The 15,800-nt window shown below is 48.5% G+C and carries 12 protein-coding genes and 1 pseudogene; 12 read left to right on the top strand and 1 reads right to left on the bottom strand.

Annotated elements, in window-relative coordinates:
- The first annotated feature begins 32 nt into the window (after positions 1–32).
- The 11 genes from ACI955_RS15975 to ACI955_RS15925 all read left to right on the top strand — a co-directional run bounded on the left by ACI955_RS15975 (position 33) and on the right by ACI955_RS15925 (position 14,791).
- Positions 33–2,867, top strand: coding sequence for a 2-oxoglutarate dehydrogenase E1 component (locus ACI955_RS15975; protein ID WP_415244740.1), 2,835 nt, complete (start codon positions 33–35; stop codon positions 2,865–2,867).
- A gap of 59 nt (positions 2,868–2,926) precedes the next feature.
- On the top strand, positions 2,927–4,144 hold the full coding sequence (gene odhB, locus ACI955_RS15970; RefSeq protein WP_415244739.1) for a 2-oxoglutarate dehydrogenase complex dihydrolipoyllysine-residue succinyltransferase: 1,218 nt from the start codon (positions 2,927–2,929) through the stop codon (positions 4,142–4,144).
- Between the two features lie 99 nt (positions 4,145–4,243).
- Positions 4,244–5,683 carry a dihydrolipoyl dehydrogenase gene (lpdA, locus tag ACI955_RS15965; RefSeq protein WP_415244738.1) on the top strand — a complete coding sequence of 480 codons (1,440 nt, stop codon included), beginning with the start codon at positions 4,244–4,246 and terminating at the stop codon, positions 5,681–5,683.
- 140 nt (positions 5,684–5,823) lie between these two features.
- The gene (gene sucC, locus ACI955_RS15960) at positions 5,824–6,990 is read left to right on the top strand and encodes an ADP-forming succinate--CoA ligase subunit beta (protein WP_415244737.1); all 1,167 of its coding nucleotides are present in this window, start codon (positions 5,824–5,826) and stop codon (positions 6,988–6,990) included.
- A complete protein-coding gene (gene sucD, locus ACI955_RS15955; RefSeq protein ID WP_415244736.1) occupies positions 6,990–7,862 on the top strand; it encodes a succinate--CoA ligase subunit alpha in 873 nt (290 codons plus the stop codon). Before sucC ends, sucD begins: the two co-directional genes overlap by 1 nt.
- A gap of 135 nt (positions 7,863–7,997) precedes the next feature.
- Positions 7,998–8,615, top strand: coding sequence for a TetR/AcrR family transcriptional regulator (locus ACI955_RS15950; protein ID WP_415244735.1), 618 nt, complete (start codon positions 7,998–8,000; stop codon positions 8,613–8,615).
- A gap of 25 nt (positions 8,616–8,640) precedes the next feature.
- Entirely contained in the window at positions 8,641–10,326 is a 1,686-nt protein-coding gene (locus ACI955_RS15945) for an acyl-CoA dehydrogenase family protein (protein ID WP_415244734.1), read from the top strand.
- Positions 10,327–10,417: 91 nt separating this feature from the next.
- Positions 10,418–12,322 (top strand): molecular chaperone HtpG, encoded by a 1,905-nt coding sequence (htpG, locus tag ACI955_RS15940; protein ID WP_415244733.1) that lies wholly within the window; start codon positions 10,418–10,420, stop codon positions 12,320–12,322.
- Between the two features lie 96 nt (positions 12,323–12,418).
- Complete coding sequence (locus ACI955_RS15935; protein ID WP_415244732.1) at positions 12,419–13,435, top strand: NAD(P)H-dependent glycerol-3-phosphate dehydrogenase; 1,017 nt, start codon at positions 12,419–12,421, stop codon at positions 13,433–13,435.
- 13 nt (positions 13,436–13,448) lie between these two features.
- Positions 13,449–13,928 (top strand): SixA phosphatase family protein, encoded by a 480-nt coding sequence (locus ACI955_RS15930; protein WP_415244731.1) that lies wholly within the window; start codon positions 13,449–13,451, stop codon positions 13,926–13,928.
- Positions 13,925–14,791: an alpha/beta hydrolase gene (locus tag ACI955_RS15925; protein ID WP_415244730.1), complete on the top strand. Its 867-nt coding sequence runs from the start codon at positions 13,925–13,927 to the stop codon at positions 14,789–14,791. Before ACI955_RS15930 ends, ACI955_RS15925 begins: the two co-directional genes overlap by 4 nt.
- A 64-nt stretch (positions 14,792–14,855) precedes the next feature.
- Here the strand turns inward: ACI955_RS15925 and folE are convergent, their stop codons facing one another.
- Positions 14,856–15,398: a GTP cyclohydrolase I FolE gene (gene folE / locus ACI955_RS15920; RefSeq protein WP_415244729.1), complete on the bottom strand. Its 543-nt coding sequence runs from the start codon at positions 15,396–15,398 to the stop codon at positions 14,856–14,858.
- Positions 15,399–15,571: 173 nt separating this feature from the next.
- On the opposite strand from folE, the pseudogene ACI955_RS15915 reads away from it, so the two are divergent.
- Positions 15,572–15,800 (top strand): annotated as a pseudogene (locus ACI955_RS15915) (50S ribosomal protein L3 N(5)-glutamine methyltransferase); the annotation flags it as partial.

Below are 15,800 nucleotides of genomic sequence, written 5' to 3'. Positions count from 1 at the left end.
CGACCACTTTCCTTATTTTTAGGTGGACAGGAATGCAGAAAAATTCGATGGAGCTTTTACGGAAGAGCTCACACATATCTGGCGGAAATGCGACTTATGTAGAAGAGTTGTACGAAAACTATCTTACAGATCCCAACAGCGTTTCTGATGAGTGGCGTGATTACTTCCAACAATTACCCCGCGTCAGTGAAAGCACAATAAATGATATTCCCCATTCGCCCGTTCGAGAGCATTTTGCCCAGTTGGCAAAAACGCCTATTCGCAATAATGGGCCAATAAATAACGATATCAGTGTTCATGAACGCAAACAAATCAGAGTTATTCAACTAGTTAGCGCATATCGTCAACGCGGTCACCAAGAAGCTGAACTAGATCCACTGGGTCTGTGGCAGCGTGGCCGCGTACCCGATCTAGAGCTGCAATATCACCAGCTGAGCGAAGCTGATTTCGATACTACTTTCCAAACTGGCAGTCTTTACATCGGTAAAGACCAAGCTACTCTTAGGGAAATCTACGATGCCTTGCGTGCCACTTACTGCCGATCAGTCGGCACTGAGTTTATGCATATTGTCGATACCCGCGAGCGAACTTGGATCCAGCAAAGGATGGAGAGCGTACGTTCACAGCCGCAGTTTGGACTCGAAGTTCGCACACATTTATTAGAGCGTCTAACCGCCGCCGAAGGTTTAGAAAAATCCTTGGGTTCTAAATACCCAGGTACTAAGCGCTTTGGTTTGGAAGGTGGTGAAAGCTTAATTCCGATGATGGATGCCATTATTCAACGTGCCGGATCTTATGGCGCGAAAGAGATGGTTATTGGTATGGCTCACCGTGGCCGCCTCAATCTTTTAGTCAATATCTTGGGTAAAAGTCCCGCTGAGCTGTTTGATGAGTTTGAAGGTAAGGTCAAATATCAGGGTTCGGCCGACGTTAAGTATCACCAAGGTTTCTCGTCGAACGTGATGACCTCTGGTGGTGAAGTGCATTTGGCTTTGGCGTTTAACCCCTCGCATTTGGAGATTGTGTCACCTGTTGTGGAAGGCTCGGTGCGCGCGCGACAGGATCGTCGCAACGATCCTATTGGGGAGAAAGTTGTTCCGGTGGTTTTACACGGTGATGCCGCATTTGCTGGTCAGGGCGTCGTTATGGAGACATTTCAAATGTCTCAAACCCGCGCCTACAAAACCGGTGGCACAGTTCATATCGTCATCAATAACCAAGTTGGTTTCACTACCAGCCTGCAGGAAGATGCGCGCTCGACTGAGTACTGTACTGATGTGGCAAAAATGGTTCAGGCACCGATTTTCCATGTTAATGGCGACGATCCGGAAGCCGTATTGTTTGTCAGCCAAATGGCGGCAGACTTTCGTCAAGAGTTTAAGAAAGATGTGGTGGTAGATCTTATTTGCTATCGGCGTCGCGGGCACAATGAGGCTGATGAGCCTTCTGGCACCCAGCCATTGATGTATAGCAAAATCAGTAAACAGAAAACCACACGTGAGCTCTACGTAAATAAATTGCTTGAAGAAGGCATTATTAGCAAAGAGCTTGCTGATAAAATGGCCGACGATTACCGTCAGGCGCTGGACAATGGTGAGCACGTAGCGAAAAGTCTCGTTATGCAGCCTAACACTGAGTTGTTTGTTGATTGGACGCCGTATCTTGGTCACGCTTGGGATGTTGCTGGTGACACGTCAATCGAATCAAAATTATTTAAAGAGACTGCTGAGCTTGTTAACGCCGTGCCTGAAGGTATCGTTGTTCAGCGCCAAGTCGCCAAGATTTACGAAGATCGTCGTAAAATGGCCGTAGGTGCAATGCCCATTAACTGGGGTTTTGCGGAGGTTTTGGCATACGGCACACTGCTAAAGCAGGGGCACAAAGTACGTCTTACGGGTCAGGATGTAGGTCGCGGTACCTTTTCGCATCGTCACGCGGTATTGCACAGCCAGTCAGATGCTCGCCGTTATGTTCCGCTGCAGAATATGTCTGCTGATCAGCCGGATTTTTCAATTTTCGACTCACTGCTGTCAGAGGAAGCTGTGCTTGCCTTTGAATATGGATACTCAACAACACAGCCAGATTCTCTGGTTATTTGGGAAGCTCAGTTTGGTGACTTTGCCAATGGTGCGCAGGTTGTTGTCGATCAGTTTATAAGCAGTGGTGAGTTAAAGTGGGGCCGTTTGTGTGGTCTGACCATGCTCTTGCCGCATGGCTATGAAGGGCAGGGGCCAGAGCATTCTTCTGCTCGACTAGAGCGTTTCTTGCAGCTTTGCGCTGAGCACAATATTCAAGTTTGCGTGCCCTCTACACCCGCGCAGGTTTATCATATGTTGCGCCGTCAGGCGATTCGGCCGTTACGCCGGCCACTGGTGGTAATGTCACCTAAGAGCTTGCTGCGCCATAAAGAAGCAGTTTCAAGCATAGAAGAATTAACCCAAGGTCAGTTCCAAAATGTGATTGATGAGACTGATGATATCGATAAGTCTAAAGTCACGCGTATGGTCCTGTGTAGCGGTAAAGTGTATTACGATCTGCGAGCAGCGCGTCGTGAACACAGCAAAGACTCTGTTGCTCTGGTTCGCCTCGAGCAGGTTTACCCCTTTCCCTATGAAGATTTACGCAATGCCATTGCTAGCTATCCAAATCTTAAAAAAGTGGTTTGGTGCCAAGAAGAGCCGCGTAATCAGGGTGCTTGGTATAATAGTCGTCATCGTATGACTCGGGTAATTCGTAGCTTTAAGCCTGAGAAAAATCTATTGTTGGGTTATGTTGGGCGAGAGCCGTCAGCATCACCCGCGGCCGGATATATGGCTTTGCACCTTGCTCAACAAGAGAAATTTATTAAACAGGCGTTAAAATTGTAGAGTTTTAATCAACTTTTAAAGACTGTCTCGTACAGCGACGTTAATTGACAGGAAAAATAATGAGTACTGATATAAAAGCACCAACATTTCCGGAATCAGTCGCCGATGGTTCTATTGCCACGTGGCATAAAAAAGTCGGCGAAGCCGTGTCACGTGATGAGCCTTTAGTTGATATTGAAACTGATAAGGTCGTGTTAGAAGTGGTTGCACCCGCTGACGGCGTGCTAAAAGAAATCCTTAAGGGTGAGGGCGAGATCGTTCTTAGTGATGAACTTCTTGCCTTATTTGACGAAGGTGCAGCGGCGAGTGCGGCTACTACCGCGCCGGCCGAAGCAGTGTCAGAAGCGGTACCTGCTGCTAGCGCTGACCTTAAAATCAGTCCAGCTGCTCGTAAAATGCTAGACGAAAAAGGCATTGACGCGGCGGCAGTTACCGGTACCGGCAAAGGCGGCGTCATTACCAAAGAAGACGTTGTTAGCCATAAACCTGTCTCTGTACCTGCCGCTAAGCCTACGCCTGCGCCGACACCCGCGCCGACACCGGCTGCCCCAGTTGTTGATGTGCCCGCGGGCGAGCGGGTGGAAAAGCGTGTGCCCATGACGCGTTTGCGCAAGCGTATTGCTGAGCGTTTGCTAGAAGCAACTCATACCACGGCGATGCTGACGACCTTTAATGAAGTTAATATGAAGCCTGTTATGGATCTGCGTAGCCAATACAAAGATTTGTTTGAAAAATCCCATAATGGCACTCGTTTAGGTTTCATGGGCTTTTTTGTTAAAGCGGCTTGCGAAGCACTTAAGCGCTTCCCCGCAGTCAACGCCTCTCTTGACGGCGATGACGTGGTATATCACGGTTTTCAAGATGTCGGCGTGGCGGTTTCTACCGACAAAGGCTTGGTTGTACCGGTGCTGCGCGACGCAGAAAATATGAGTTTGGCGAAAATTGAGGAAAAAGTCCGCGAGTACGGCTTGCGTGCTAAAGACGGTAAGCTTTCTATCGAAGATATGACCGGCGGTACATTTACAATCACCAACGGTGGGGTGTTTGGCTCATTGTTATCCACGCCTATTCTAAACCCGCCGCAAACCGCTATTTTGGGTATGCATAAAATTCAAGATCGGCCGATGGCGGTGAATGGTGAGGTGGTTATTCAACCCATGATGTATTTGGCCTTGTCTTATGACCATCGCTTGGTTGACGGTAAAGACGCGGTTCAATTTCTTGTCGCGATTAAAGACCTTATTGAAGATCCAGCACGGATTCTGCTAGAAATTTAGTCGAGCTAAGATTGGTGTTGTTGATATCGGCGCGAGAATTGTTTAGATGTGCTGGGCCTGCTCGTGATGGTCCTTTACAAATTAAAGAACAGGGTGTTATTGATGTCGAAATTTGATGTGGTAGTAATAGGTTCTGGTCCCGCAGGTTATGTCGCAGCGATTCGCGCTGCACAGCTTGGGTTAAAAACTGCCTGTATTGAAAAAGGCCGTAACAAAGATGACAAATTAGCCTTGGGTGGAACCTGCTTAAACTGGGGCTGTATCCCATCGAAAGCCTTACTTGATAGCAGCTATAAGTATCATGAAGCAAAAGATAATTTTGCGGTGCATGGTATTAGTACTGGCGAGATAACGATTGATGTTCCTGCCATGATCAAGCGTAAAGACGCAGTTATTGATCAAATGGTTGGCGGTATTGGTGGTTTGTTCAAAGCCAACGGTGTCACTACCATTGAAGGAGCTGGCAAGGTGCTGGCAGGCAAGAAAGTGGAAGTGACGGCGGCTGATGGCAGTATCAGTTTGCTCGAGGCCGGCAGTATCATTATTGCTGCCGGATCTATTCCGATCGCCATTCCTTCCGCGCCAGTGGATCAAGATGTTATCGTTGATTCAACCGGTGCCTTAGAGTTCCAAAGCGTGCCCGCCAAATTAGGTGTGATTGGCGCCGGCGTTATCGGTTTGGAACTTGGCAGCGTATGGTCACGTTTGGGTAGCCAGGTTGTCATGCTAGAGGCTTTGGATACTTTTCTACCCGCAGTGGACGGACAGATTGCCAAGGAAGCGGCAAAAGTTTTTAAAAAGCAGGGTTTAGATATAAAAATGGGTGCACGGGTTACCGCGACTAAAATCGTCAAAGGTAAAGTTGAGGTAAGTTATACCCAAGATGATGAAGAGAAAACCGAAACCTTCGATAAATTAATTGTCTGTGTGGGCCGCAAACCTTTCAGTAATGATTTGCTTGCTCCTGATTGCGGTGTAAATCTCGATGAGCGTGGCTTCATCTTTGTTGATGATTACTGCGAAACTGATGCTGCGGGAATCTTTGCAGTAGGTGATCTTGTTCGCGGTCCCATGCTGGCACATAAGGGTTCAGAAGAGGGTGTTATGGTCGTTGAGCGTATTGCCGGCCATAAAGTCGCCGTGAATTACGACTGTATTCCATCGGTTATTTACACCCATCCTGAAATAGCAGGTGTGGGCAAAACAGAAGAGCAGTTAAAAGCTGACGGTATTTCTTTTAAAGTAGGCGCGTTTCCGTTCGCGGCCATTGGTCGTGCGGTTGCTGCTAATGATTCAGTGGGAATGGTGAAAATACTCGCCGACGAAAACACTGATCGTATTCTTGGCTGCCATATTATTGGTAATAGTGCGGCTGACTTAGTACAACAAATTGTTATCGCTATGGAGTTTGGCTCGTCGGCGGAGGATATTGGTTTGACTGTATTCGGTCATCCCACGCTTTCCGAAGCTGTTCATGAAGCCGCATTAGCGGTAAATGGACAAGCTATCCATATGCCAAATCGCAAGAAGCGTAAATAGATTTGCGGTAGTGCGCGAAATTCGGGAAAATATTCGTCCCGACTTAGCGTTGTTACGGCAATGTGCAGAGGAAGCGGGCCAAGTCACTGACAGGATCTAGCTCGCTTGAGACTTCCACAGACCGAGATGGTAATTCCAACATGAACCTTCACGAGTACCAGGGCAAACAGTTGTTTGCTGAATATGGGCTACCTGTTTCTATAGGTTATGCCTGCGATACCCCGGAAGAGGCTGCAGCTGCAGCTGATAAAATTGGCGGTGACAAATGGGTTGTTAAAGCCCAAGTTCACGCTGGTGGCCGAGGCAAAGCTGGCGGCGTTAAGCTAGTTACCAGCAAAGACGAGATCAAGGCATTTGCTGAAAAGTGGCTGGGTAAAAACCTAGTAACGTATCAGACAGATGCGAAAGGTCAGCCTGTTTCTAAAATCTTGGTTGAATCATGTACTGATATTGATCAGGAGTTATATTTGGGTGCGGTAGTAGACCGCTCTTCACGTCGTATCGTTTTCATGGCCTCTACCGAAGGTGGCGTTGAGATTGAAAAAGTTGCAGAAGAGACTCCAGAGAAGATTCTCAAAGCAATTATTGATCCGATGACGGGCGCTCAGCCATACCAAGGCCGCGAACTGGCTTTCAAGCTGGGTTTAAATCCAACTCAGGTTAAACAGTTTGTTCATATCTTTTTGGGCTTGGCTAAATTGTTCGAAGATAAAGATTTGGCCTTGATGGAAATCAACCCATTAGTTATTACTAGCGAAGGAAACTTGCACTGCCTAGATGCCAAATTGGTTGTCGATAGCAATGCGATGTACCGTCATCCTGAATTGAAGGCGATGCACGACCCTTCTCAGGAAGACGCTCGCGAAGCGCATGCGGCTAGTTTTGAATTGAACTACGTGGCACTGGACGGCAATATTGGCTGTATGGTCAATGGTGCAGGCTTGGCTATGGGTACCATGGACATTGTTAAATTACACGGTGGTGAGCCAGCTAACTTCCTTGACGTAGGCGGCGGAGCAACCAAGGAACGCGTTTCTGAGGCATTCAAAATTATATTGTCAGATGACAGCGTTAAAGCGGTTCTGGTAAATATTTTTGGCGGTATTGTACGTTGCGATTTGATCGCTGACGGTATCATCGGTGCAGTCCAAGAAGTGGGTGTAAAGATTCCTGTTGTTGTTCGCCTCGAAGGTAATAATGCAGATGTCGGGTCCAAAATTCTTGCAGAAAGCGGTCTGAATATTATCGCTGCTAACAGCCTCACTGAAGCGGCTGAAACAGTCGTAAAAGCAGCGGAGGGTAAATAATGAGCGTTTTACTTAACAAAGATACTAAAGTTATCTGCCAGGGCTTCACCGGCGCACAGGGTACTTTCCACTCTGAACAAGCCATAGCTTACGGTACTAAAATGGTCGGTGGCGTAACGCCAGGCAAAGGTGGTCAAGAGCATTTGGGCCTTCCTGTCTTCAATACCGTTGCAGATGCAGTTGCCACTACTGGTGCAGAAGCGTCAGTTATTTATGTGCCTGCCGCATTTTGTAAAGACTCCATCCTCGAAGCTGCAACTTCTGGTATCAAACTGATTGTTTGTATCACTGAAGGCATTCCAACTTTGGATATGCTGGAATGTAAAGTGAAGTGCGACGAGATGGGTGTGCGTTTAATAGGACCAAACTGTCCAGGTGTTATTACTCCAGGCGAAAGTAAGATCGGCATTATGCCCGGTCACATTCATTTGCCAGGTAAAGTAGGTATTGTATCGCGCTCAGGTACTTTGACTTATGAAGCCGTTAAGCAGACTACCGACTATGGTTTCGGCCAGTCTACCTGTGTAGGTATAGGTGGCGACCCAATTCCAGGCTCTAGTTTCATCGACATTTTGGAAATGTTCCAGAATGATCCACAGACCGAAGCAATCGTCATGATCGGTGAGATTGGTGGTACTGCTGAAGAAGAGGCAGCTGCTTACATCAAGGCAAACGTAACCAAGCCCGTTGTATCTTACATTGCTGGTGTCACCGCACCTGCTGGTAAGCGTATGGGGCATGCCGGTGCGATTATCTCTGGTGGTAAAGGTACTGCAGATGAGAAGTTTGCAGCGCTGCAAGATGCTGGTGTTAAAACCGTTCGCTCTTTGGCCGATATAGGCAAAGCGCTTAAAGAAATTACCGGCTGGTAAGTTCTAGGTTCTTTGTTTGAAAAAGGCGGCTTCGGCCGCCTTTTGTCGTTTCCGCTTAACTTTCTTACCTCTAATTAAGATATTGCCCAAACAAGTGAATAATGATTCACTTGTTTGGTAGCTTATGGAGTCCTTATGGCATACCGCGAAACGCCCTTGGTGACGCAGCGAAAGGCCGCACAAAAATCCGCTTTGCTTCACGCCGCTGAATCACTGGTGAGAGAGGGCGGCTTTGGCGCCCTAACTATCCAGGCTTTGGCGTCTGTGGCTGGAGTTGGGGTTGGCACGGTGTATCGTTATTTTAGCAACAAAGATGAGTTGAGCACCGAAGTCTTCAGTCGCGCGACTATCCGAGAGGTCGAGGCGGTAAAAATTGCGCTATTGGCAGCGGGTCCAGTACCTACTCGTTTGGCGGCGGCAGCAGAAGTCTTTGCGCAACGCGCTTTTGCCGCGCCTAAATTAGCCTGGGCGCTTATCGCTGAGCCAGTAGATCCAGCGGTGGATTTAGCGCGCTTACAGTATCGTAAAACGTATTCCGCGCTTTTTGAGGCGGTGATTTTCGAGGGGGTGCAAACGGGTGTATTGGCTCCCCAACTTCCGTCGCTGTCGGCAGCGGCCTTGGTCGGAGCAATGGCAGAGAGCCTATTGGGTCCATTAGTTCATCCCTGCTGTAATGAAGAAACAAGCAAGGCTTTGCGAGATTTCTGTTTAAGGGCCGTGGGTGTAGTGGACAAGGTATTGCACAAGTCCTAGCGTAATTTCAGATGAGGAGAGGGTGATGTCGTCGATTCAAAATGACTCTGATCAGGCGTTTGAGGTGGTTGCTGAGACCCACGATGTCTTCAATCAAGCTGGTGCTTTAGAGAACTATAATGTATTTAGCAGTGATATTCCGCTGCTAGAAACCCTAGCCCATTTCGGCTTATCTGATACTGCTGAACTAAGGGCCTACGGTGCTCGATGTGGCAGCGCAGAAGTGATTGCTTGGGGTTTTGAGGCCAATGAAAACAAGCCTCAATTTGATACGCACGACCGTGTTGGTCATCGCGTTGATCTTGTTAAATTTCACCCGGCCTATCACCAATTAATGAATATGGCCCTGAGTGAGGGGCTGCATTCTGGGCCATGGCAAGAAAGTCCGAAGAACACTCACCTTGAGCGCGCCGCGCTTAGCTATATGCAGACGCAGATTGACGCCGGTCACGGCTGTCCGCTAACCATGACGTTTGCCTCGGTCCCCACTATAAAATTGAGCCCGCGATTGGCGGAGGTTTGGCTTCCCAAAATTCTCAATAATGCTTATCAGCCTGAGAACGTGCCGTACTTTGAGAAGGACGCCGTGACGATTGGAATGGGAATGACCGAGAAGCAAGGCGGGTCTGATGTGCGGGCAAATACTAGCGTGGCGACGCCGCTCAGGGAGTCGGGAAATGGTGCCTTATACGTTTTAAACGGCCATAAATGGTTTTTGTCTGCTCCTATGTGTGATGCGTTTTTAATGTTGGCTCAAGCAAAGGGTGGATTGAGCTGCTTCTTGGTGCCGCGATGGCGTGAGGATGGCATTAAAAATGGGCTGTATGTCCAGCGCCTTAAAAACAAAATGGGCAATGTCTCTAATGCCTCGTCTGAGGTAGAGCTGCGCCAGGCGCAGGGCTGGATGGTCGGTGAAGAGGGCCGTGGCGTGGCCGCTATTATCGAAATGGTGGCATTAACCCGCTTTGACTGCATGGTTGGCTCTACGGCTGGACAGCGCCAAGCTGTTGCGCAAGCGGTAAATCATGCCCAGCAACGATCCTCGTTTGGTGTACGCTTGATTGATCAACCGTTGATGCAGAATGTGTTGGCGGATTTACAATTAGAAGTAGAGGGCTCGCTCGCGCTGACGATGCGTATGGCTGCTGCCCTTGATAAGCCGGACGATCCTGCAGAACAATTGCTGATGCGCTTAGGGACCGCGGTGGGTAAATTTTGGATCTGTAAGCGCACGCCCGGCCATGCCTACGAGGCGATGGAGTGCCTCGGTGGTAACGGCGTGATTGAAAATTGCATTATGCCAAGATTGTATCGGGAGGCGCCTATTAATGCGATCTGGGAAGGCTCTGGAAATATTCAGGCGCTAGATGTGCTGCGGGCACTACAGAAAACTCCTGCCGTACTAGATCGCTGGTTTATTGAAATGGCCAAAACGGCGGGTCGCTATGCGTTATTAGACAGCGCTATAGCTCAGCTTAGGGCTGTTTTTTCAAACTCAAATAATCTTGAGTTTCGCGCCCGCTATTTAATTGAGCAGCTAGCTTTAACCATGCAAGCTTCATTACTGATTAGCTCGGCCCCCCAAGCCGTTGTCGACGGATTTATTTGGTCTCGATTAAGCGGTGGGCGGGGCGTCTATGGGTGTTTGCCCGAGGGCGTTGACGCACATGCGATTATATCGCGGGTGCTGCCTGATAATCGTAGCGCCTAGTCTTGAAAAAATAAGTGTTGGCCCCATCTTATAGACACTGACCGCTAACGCTGCGGCCGCACTAAATTTTTTTTGAACAAAGGTAACAGCAATGTCGACAGCAGAAAAAGAAACTCTGGGTTTTCAAACTGAAGCGAAACAAATGCTCCAGCTAATGATTCACTCAATGTATAGCAATAAAGAAATATTTCTTAGAGAGCTGGTTTCAAACGCTTCAGATGCCGCTGATAAACTGCGCTATGAAGCTTTGGGCGACGGCAGCCTGTATGAAGGCGACCCAGAATTACGCATTCGCATTACCCTCGACAAAGAGGCCAATACTTTAACCCTTAGCGATAATGGTATTGGTATGTCTCGAGACGAGGTGGTGAGCAATTTAGGCACCATCGCCCGTTCAGGTACCGCCGAGTTCTTGAAGAACCTCAGCGGCGACGGTAAAAAAGACTCGCAGCTGATCGGTCAATTTGGCGTCGGATTCTACTCCGCGTTCATCGTTGCTGAGCGGGTTGAAGTGTTTAGTCGTCGCGCCGGTTTAAGCGCAGCGGAAGCGGTGCACTGGGAATCTACCGGGGAAGCCGATTTTTCAATTGAATCTTGCGAAAAAGCAGATCGTGGTACCACCGTTGTTTTGCACTTGCGTGCAGAAGATACTGAATTTGCAGATGATTGGCGGGTGCGCTCAATTATCAAAAAATACTCAGATCACATCAGCATTCCCGTGCAAATGTTGGATACACCGCCCGCTGCTAAAGAAGGTGAAGAGCAAAAAGCACCTGAATTTGAAGCCGTAAACAGCGCCACTGCACTGTGGACTCGCTCGCGCAGTGACGTTGCCGATGACGAATATCAGGCATTTTATAAGCACGTGAGCCATGACTTTAGTCCTGCGCTGAGTTGGAGCCACAACAAGGTTGAAGGCAAGTTAGAGTACACCAGCTTGTTATATTTGCCTGGCCAAGCGCCTATGGATTTGTGGAATCGCGAAGCGGCCCGCGGACTAAAACTCTACGTTCAACGCACATTTATTATGGACGATGCAGAGCAATTTCTGCCGCTGTACCTGCGCTTTGTTAAGGGCGTTATCGACTCCAATGATTTGTCATTAAATGTATCACGTGAGATTTTGCAGCAAGATCCTGCTGTAGACGCCATGAAGAGTGCGGTCACTAAGCGTGTGCTAGATATGTTGGGCAAACTCGCAAAAAATGACGTTGAGAAATACCAGCAATTTTGGAAAGCCTTCGGTCAAGTTATGAAAGAAGGTCCCGCTGAAGATTTTGGTAACAAGGAAAAAATTGCCAAATTGCTTCGTTTTGCCACGACTCACGATAATAAGGTCGAGCAGACTCATTCTTTAGAAGATTATGTGTCGCGCATGAAAGAAGGCCAGGCCAAAATTTATTATGTGGCCGCTGAAAGTCATAAAACCGCATCCAGCAGTCCGCATTTAGAAGTGTTTCGTAAAAAGGGTATTGAGGTTCTGTTGCTTTCCGAGCGTGTCGACGATTGGTTGATGAACCATTTGGCTGATTTTGATGGTAAGTCCTTCTTGGACGTTGGCCGCGGCGAATTAGATCTGGGCGATTTGGAGGATGAGGAAGAGAAAAAAGCCCAGGAAGTGTTGGCCGAAGAACACAAAGATCTGGTAGAGCGCGTCAATAAGGTACTGGCTGAAAAAGTTGAGGGTGTGCGGGTCACCAGTCGTTTAACCGAATCACCAGCGTGTTTGGTGGTGACCGAAGACGATATGGGCGCACAAATGCGCAGAATGATGGAGGCTGCTGGTCAAGCCTTACCACCAGGCAAACCTGTATTTGAGCTTAATCCCGGGCATCCCCTGGTGCTTAAACTGGATAAAGAGACTGATGAGGAGCGTTTTGCGGACCTAGTTGACGTTTTATTCGACCAAGCTCATTTGGCTGAGGGGGCGCAACTTGAAGATCCTGCCAGCTATGTGCATAAGTTGAATAAGCTGCTGCTGGAACTTAGCGCATAAATTTCCAGTAAAAAGGCGGCGAAAGCCGCCTTTTTTGTTTTAGTCCGATGCAGCAGTGATAAACTCCCAATAAATAAGATAGGGGTTCAACGGAGTATGACAAAAAAATATAGAGTTGCGATTCTCGGTGGCGGCAGCTTTGGCACTGCGATCGCGAATATTATGGCGGATAACGGCCATGATACCTGTCAGTGGATGAGAACCGGTGAGCGCGTAAAAGAAGTTAACGAGTTTCACACTAATGAAGTTTATCTGCCAGGAATACCGCTAAACCCCTCCTTACGAGCAAGCACCGACCTCCAAGAAACAGTGGCCGGTTGCGATGCGGTATTCTTTTCTATACCCAGTAAGGCCAGTCGAGAAGTTGCGCGTCAGCTCGCAGATCATTTGGCGCCGGGGACCATATTGGTCAGCACCACCAAGGGTATCGAGTTTGAAACCAACAAATTAATGAGTGAAGTGTTGCGAGAAGAGCTTCCTCAGGTTCGCTTAGGTGTCATGAGTGGCCCTAATTTGGCGAAAGAACTAGCAGCAAGAATGATTACCGGTACGGTGATCGCAAGTGATGATCCTGAACTCAATACCACTATTCAGGATATATTGCAGTGCGCCTATTTCCGCGTATACGCTGGCAGCGATATGTACGGTGTGGAACTGGCTGGCGCTTTGAAGAACGTCTATGCCATTACCGCTGGTATGGCTGCGGCCTTGGGTTGCGGTCACAACACCATTAGTATGTTGATTACCCGCAGTCTGGCAGAAATGAGTCGCTACGCGGTGATAAAAGGCGCTGATCCGCTGACCTTTATGGGTTTGGCGGGGGTTGGCGACCTTTTTGTCACGTGCACTTCACCGCTGAGCCGAAATTATCGTGTTGGTTATGAGCTGGGTCAGGGGCGAGACCTTAATGAGGTGGTTGCAAGTCTTGGTCAGGTGGCCGAGGGTGTTAATACCCTTAGGTTAATGAAAGAACAGTCTGAGGTCTTGGATATCTACATGCCATTGGTTAATGGTCTTTACGATATTATTTATAATGGCCGTGAGGTGGGTGAAGTCATAGGGACTATGATGTGCGCCGAACAGAGCCGCGATGTAGAGTTCATCATAAAATAACGTAATGGGTGATATGGAAATTTTGTTAGTACGGCACGGCTCGGCGTCGTGGGATACCAAGACAGATATCGAGCGGGAGTTAACTCTTCTAGGTCAGCAAGAGGCCAGCGCTGCAGCAGATTGGATTGGCAGCAATGGATGGCAACCAGATGAGTTATGGGTCAGTCCCTATCGCCGAGCGGTGCAAACTGCGGCAATTTTAAATCGCGACTGGCAACTCAAGTCGCGTTTGAAATCATCATTAACCCCTGATACGCCGCAGTCTGAGCTAGAGGCTATGCTGGCGACTTTTCGCGGTGAGCGCTTGCTCGTTGTCTCCCACAATCCGCTATTGAGCAACGCCATTGACTATTGGCACGATGGAGCTAATAAGAGCTACTGGGGGATGCAGCCGGCAAGTATGGCTCTTATTCGAGCCGAGGTGTTTGCCCAAGCCTGTGGGAATTTGGAGTGGCTGCGTCATTACCCTAACTACGATCACAACGGCCGGTGAGTGTTCTTTCGGCTATTGATAAGCGTTTTAATGTTGAGGGTTTAAGCATTGCGGCTAAGCTCTGGGGAGACGATTCTGGACTTCCCGTTATTGCATTGCACGGTTGGTTGGACAACGCGGCGAGTTTTGATGTCCTCGCTGAACAACTTCCTAGTTTACAGATTTTAGCCCTAGATCTGCCTGGACACGGTTTAAGTGATCACAAACCGCCATCCGGGGATTATGCTATTTGGGATGATTTACGCTGCATTGTTTCAGTGGCGGATCAGATGGGCTGGCAGGAGTTTTCTCTGCTAGGTCATTCGCGCGGCGCCATTATCGCTGCCTTGCTCAGTGCAGCTACTCCTGAGCGAATACGCCATTTGATCTGTCTAGATGGTTTGTTGCCGCCGCCGGAAACTGCTACTAATTTCCCAGCCCAAATGGCCAAATATCTCAATGATTATACTCAAACGAGTCGATCAAGAGGCGATAGAGGTCATGCCGATTTCGATGCAGCTGTCACCGCTCGGTGTAAAGCAACATCAATGGCCCCAGTCGCGGCGGCATTGATAGTGGCGCGAGGGTCCGTTCAGGCTGATGATGGCCGCTATTATTGGCGCAGTGATAAACGGCTAAAGTTAGCATCTCCGGTGAAATTAAGCCTTGAACAACTACAGGCTGTTATCGACGCGATCGCTTCGCCTGCCATGTTAATTTTGGCTAACCAAGGGTTTGGCGAATGGCTCGCAACCTTACCGGTGAATATAGCGAGTCGTTTTAGTGTGCGAGAAATTGATGGACAGCATCACTGTCATATGGAAGGGCAATCATCGCAGATAGCGACGTGGATAATGGAATTGCTGCATTCAGGACGGGGATGAGCTTGCTCAATAGCTGGTTATTGAGGCCCACATAAACCATGTAGGTGGGCCAATGAAATCGAGCTTATAAACTCAGCAGCGACAGAAATTCAGTGCGAGTGGCTTGGTTTGTCTTAAACGCTCCCAACATTGCGCTGGTACGCATTACCGAGTTTTGTTTTTCAACTCCCCGCATCATCATGCACATATGGCGGGCTTCTATAATTACCCCAACTCCTTCAGCACCTGTTACGTCCATCATGGTATTCGCAATTTGAGTTGTTAAACCTTCTTGGATCTGTAAGCGTCTGGCGTACAAGTCGACGATACGGGCTACTTTTGAAAGGCCGAGTACCTTGCCTCGGGGAATATAGGCAACATGACATTTGCCAATAAAAGGAAGCAAATGGTGCTCGCATAGTGAGTACAACTCAATGTCGGATACCACAACCATTTCATTGCAGTCGGACTCGAATAGAGCGCCGTTGACGACCTCTTTAACATCGCGACGATAGCCCTCTGTTAAGAATTCAAACGCTTTCGCTGCCCGGGCTGGCGTATCTAATAGCCCATCGCGGCTAGGATCTTCGCCGATTTGTTTAATAATATCTGCAAACGCTTTTTCCACTTTTTATCCTTGATGCGTATTGGGGTGCGAATGGTAGCAAACCCAGGTTAACTTTCCAAACGATCTTGAGCAAAGCAGTGTCTAGCACAAACGCTTTTATGGGCGATGTTAAACAGTGCAGGAATAATCGTCTCGGTCGTGTAAAATCCTCACTTTACGTAGCGGATGATGATATGAGCCAAAAACAAAATATTAGCAACGAGCTGCTGACCATTCGCGACTACCTTCGCTGGGGTATAAGCGAGTTCGGGCTCGCTGGTCTATTCTTTGGCCACGGCACTGACAATGCGTACGACGAAGCGCGGATTTTGGTTTCGCATGTTTTAAGTTTATCTTTTGATTTTTCACCCGACTTATTAGACGCGCGTTTAACGATGGCTGAGCGCGAAGCGATCTTGACGC

Origin of the sequence: Zhongshania sp. (assembly GCF_047636175.1) — a bacterium.
In the GTDB taxonomy this organism is placed as follows: Bacteria; Pseudomonadota; Gammaproteobacteria; order Pseudomonadales; family Spongiibacteraceae; genus Spongiibacter.
Note: the sequence above shows the minus strand (reverse complement) of the source record. Positions and strands in the feature narration are given on the sequence as shown.

What these genes read in the sequence shown, in the direction of transcription:
- ACI955_RS15950 (WP_415244735.1), top strand. Translation starts at nt 7,998, where the DNA reads ATGGCATACCGCGAAACGCCCTTGGTGACGCAGCGAAAGGCCGCACAA.
- odhB (WP_415244739.1), top strand. Translation starts at nt 2,927, where the DNA reads ATGAGTACTGATATAAAAGCACCAACATTTCCGGAATCAGTCGCCGAT.
- htpG (WP_415244733.1), top strand. Translation starts at nt 10,418, where the DNA reads ATGTCGACAGCAGAAAAAGAAACTCTGGGTTTTCAAACTGAAGCGAAA.
- ACI955_RS15935 (WP_415244732.1), top strand. Translation starts at nt 12,419, where the DNA reads ATGACAAAAAAATATAGAGTTGCGATTCTCGGTGGCGGCAGCTTTGGC.
- sucC (WP_415244737.1), top strand. Translation starts at nt 5,824, where the DNA reads ATGAACCTTCACGAGTACCAGGGCAAACAGTTGTTTGCTGAATATGGG.
- sucD (WP_415244736.1), top strand. Translation starts at nt 6,990, where the DNA reads ATGAGCGTTTTACTTAACAAAGATACTAAAGTTATCTGCCAGGGCTTC.
- ACI955_RS15930 (WP_415244731.1), top strand. Translation starts at nt 13,449, where the DNA reads ATGGAAATTTTGTTAGTACGGCACGGCTCGGCGTCGTGGGATACCAAG.
- ACI955_RS15975 (WP_415244740.1), top strand. Translation starts at nt 33, where the DNA reads ATGCAGAAAAATTCGATGGAGCTTTTACGGAAGAGCTCACACATATCT.
- ACI955_RS15945 (WP_415244734.1), top strand. Translation starts at nt 8,641, where the DNA reads ATGTCGTCGATTCAAAATGACTCTGATCAGGCGTTTGAGGTGGTTGCT.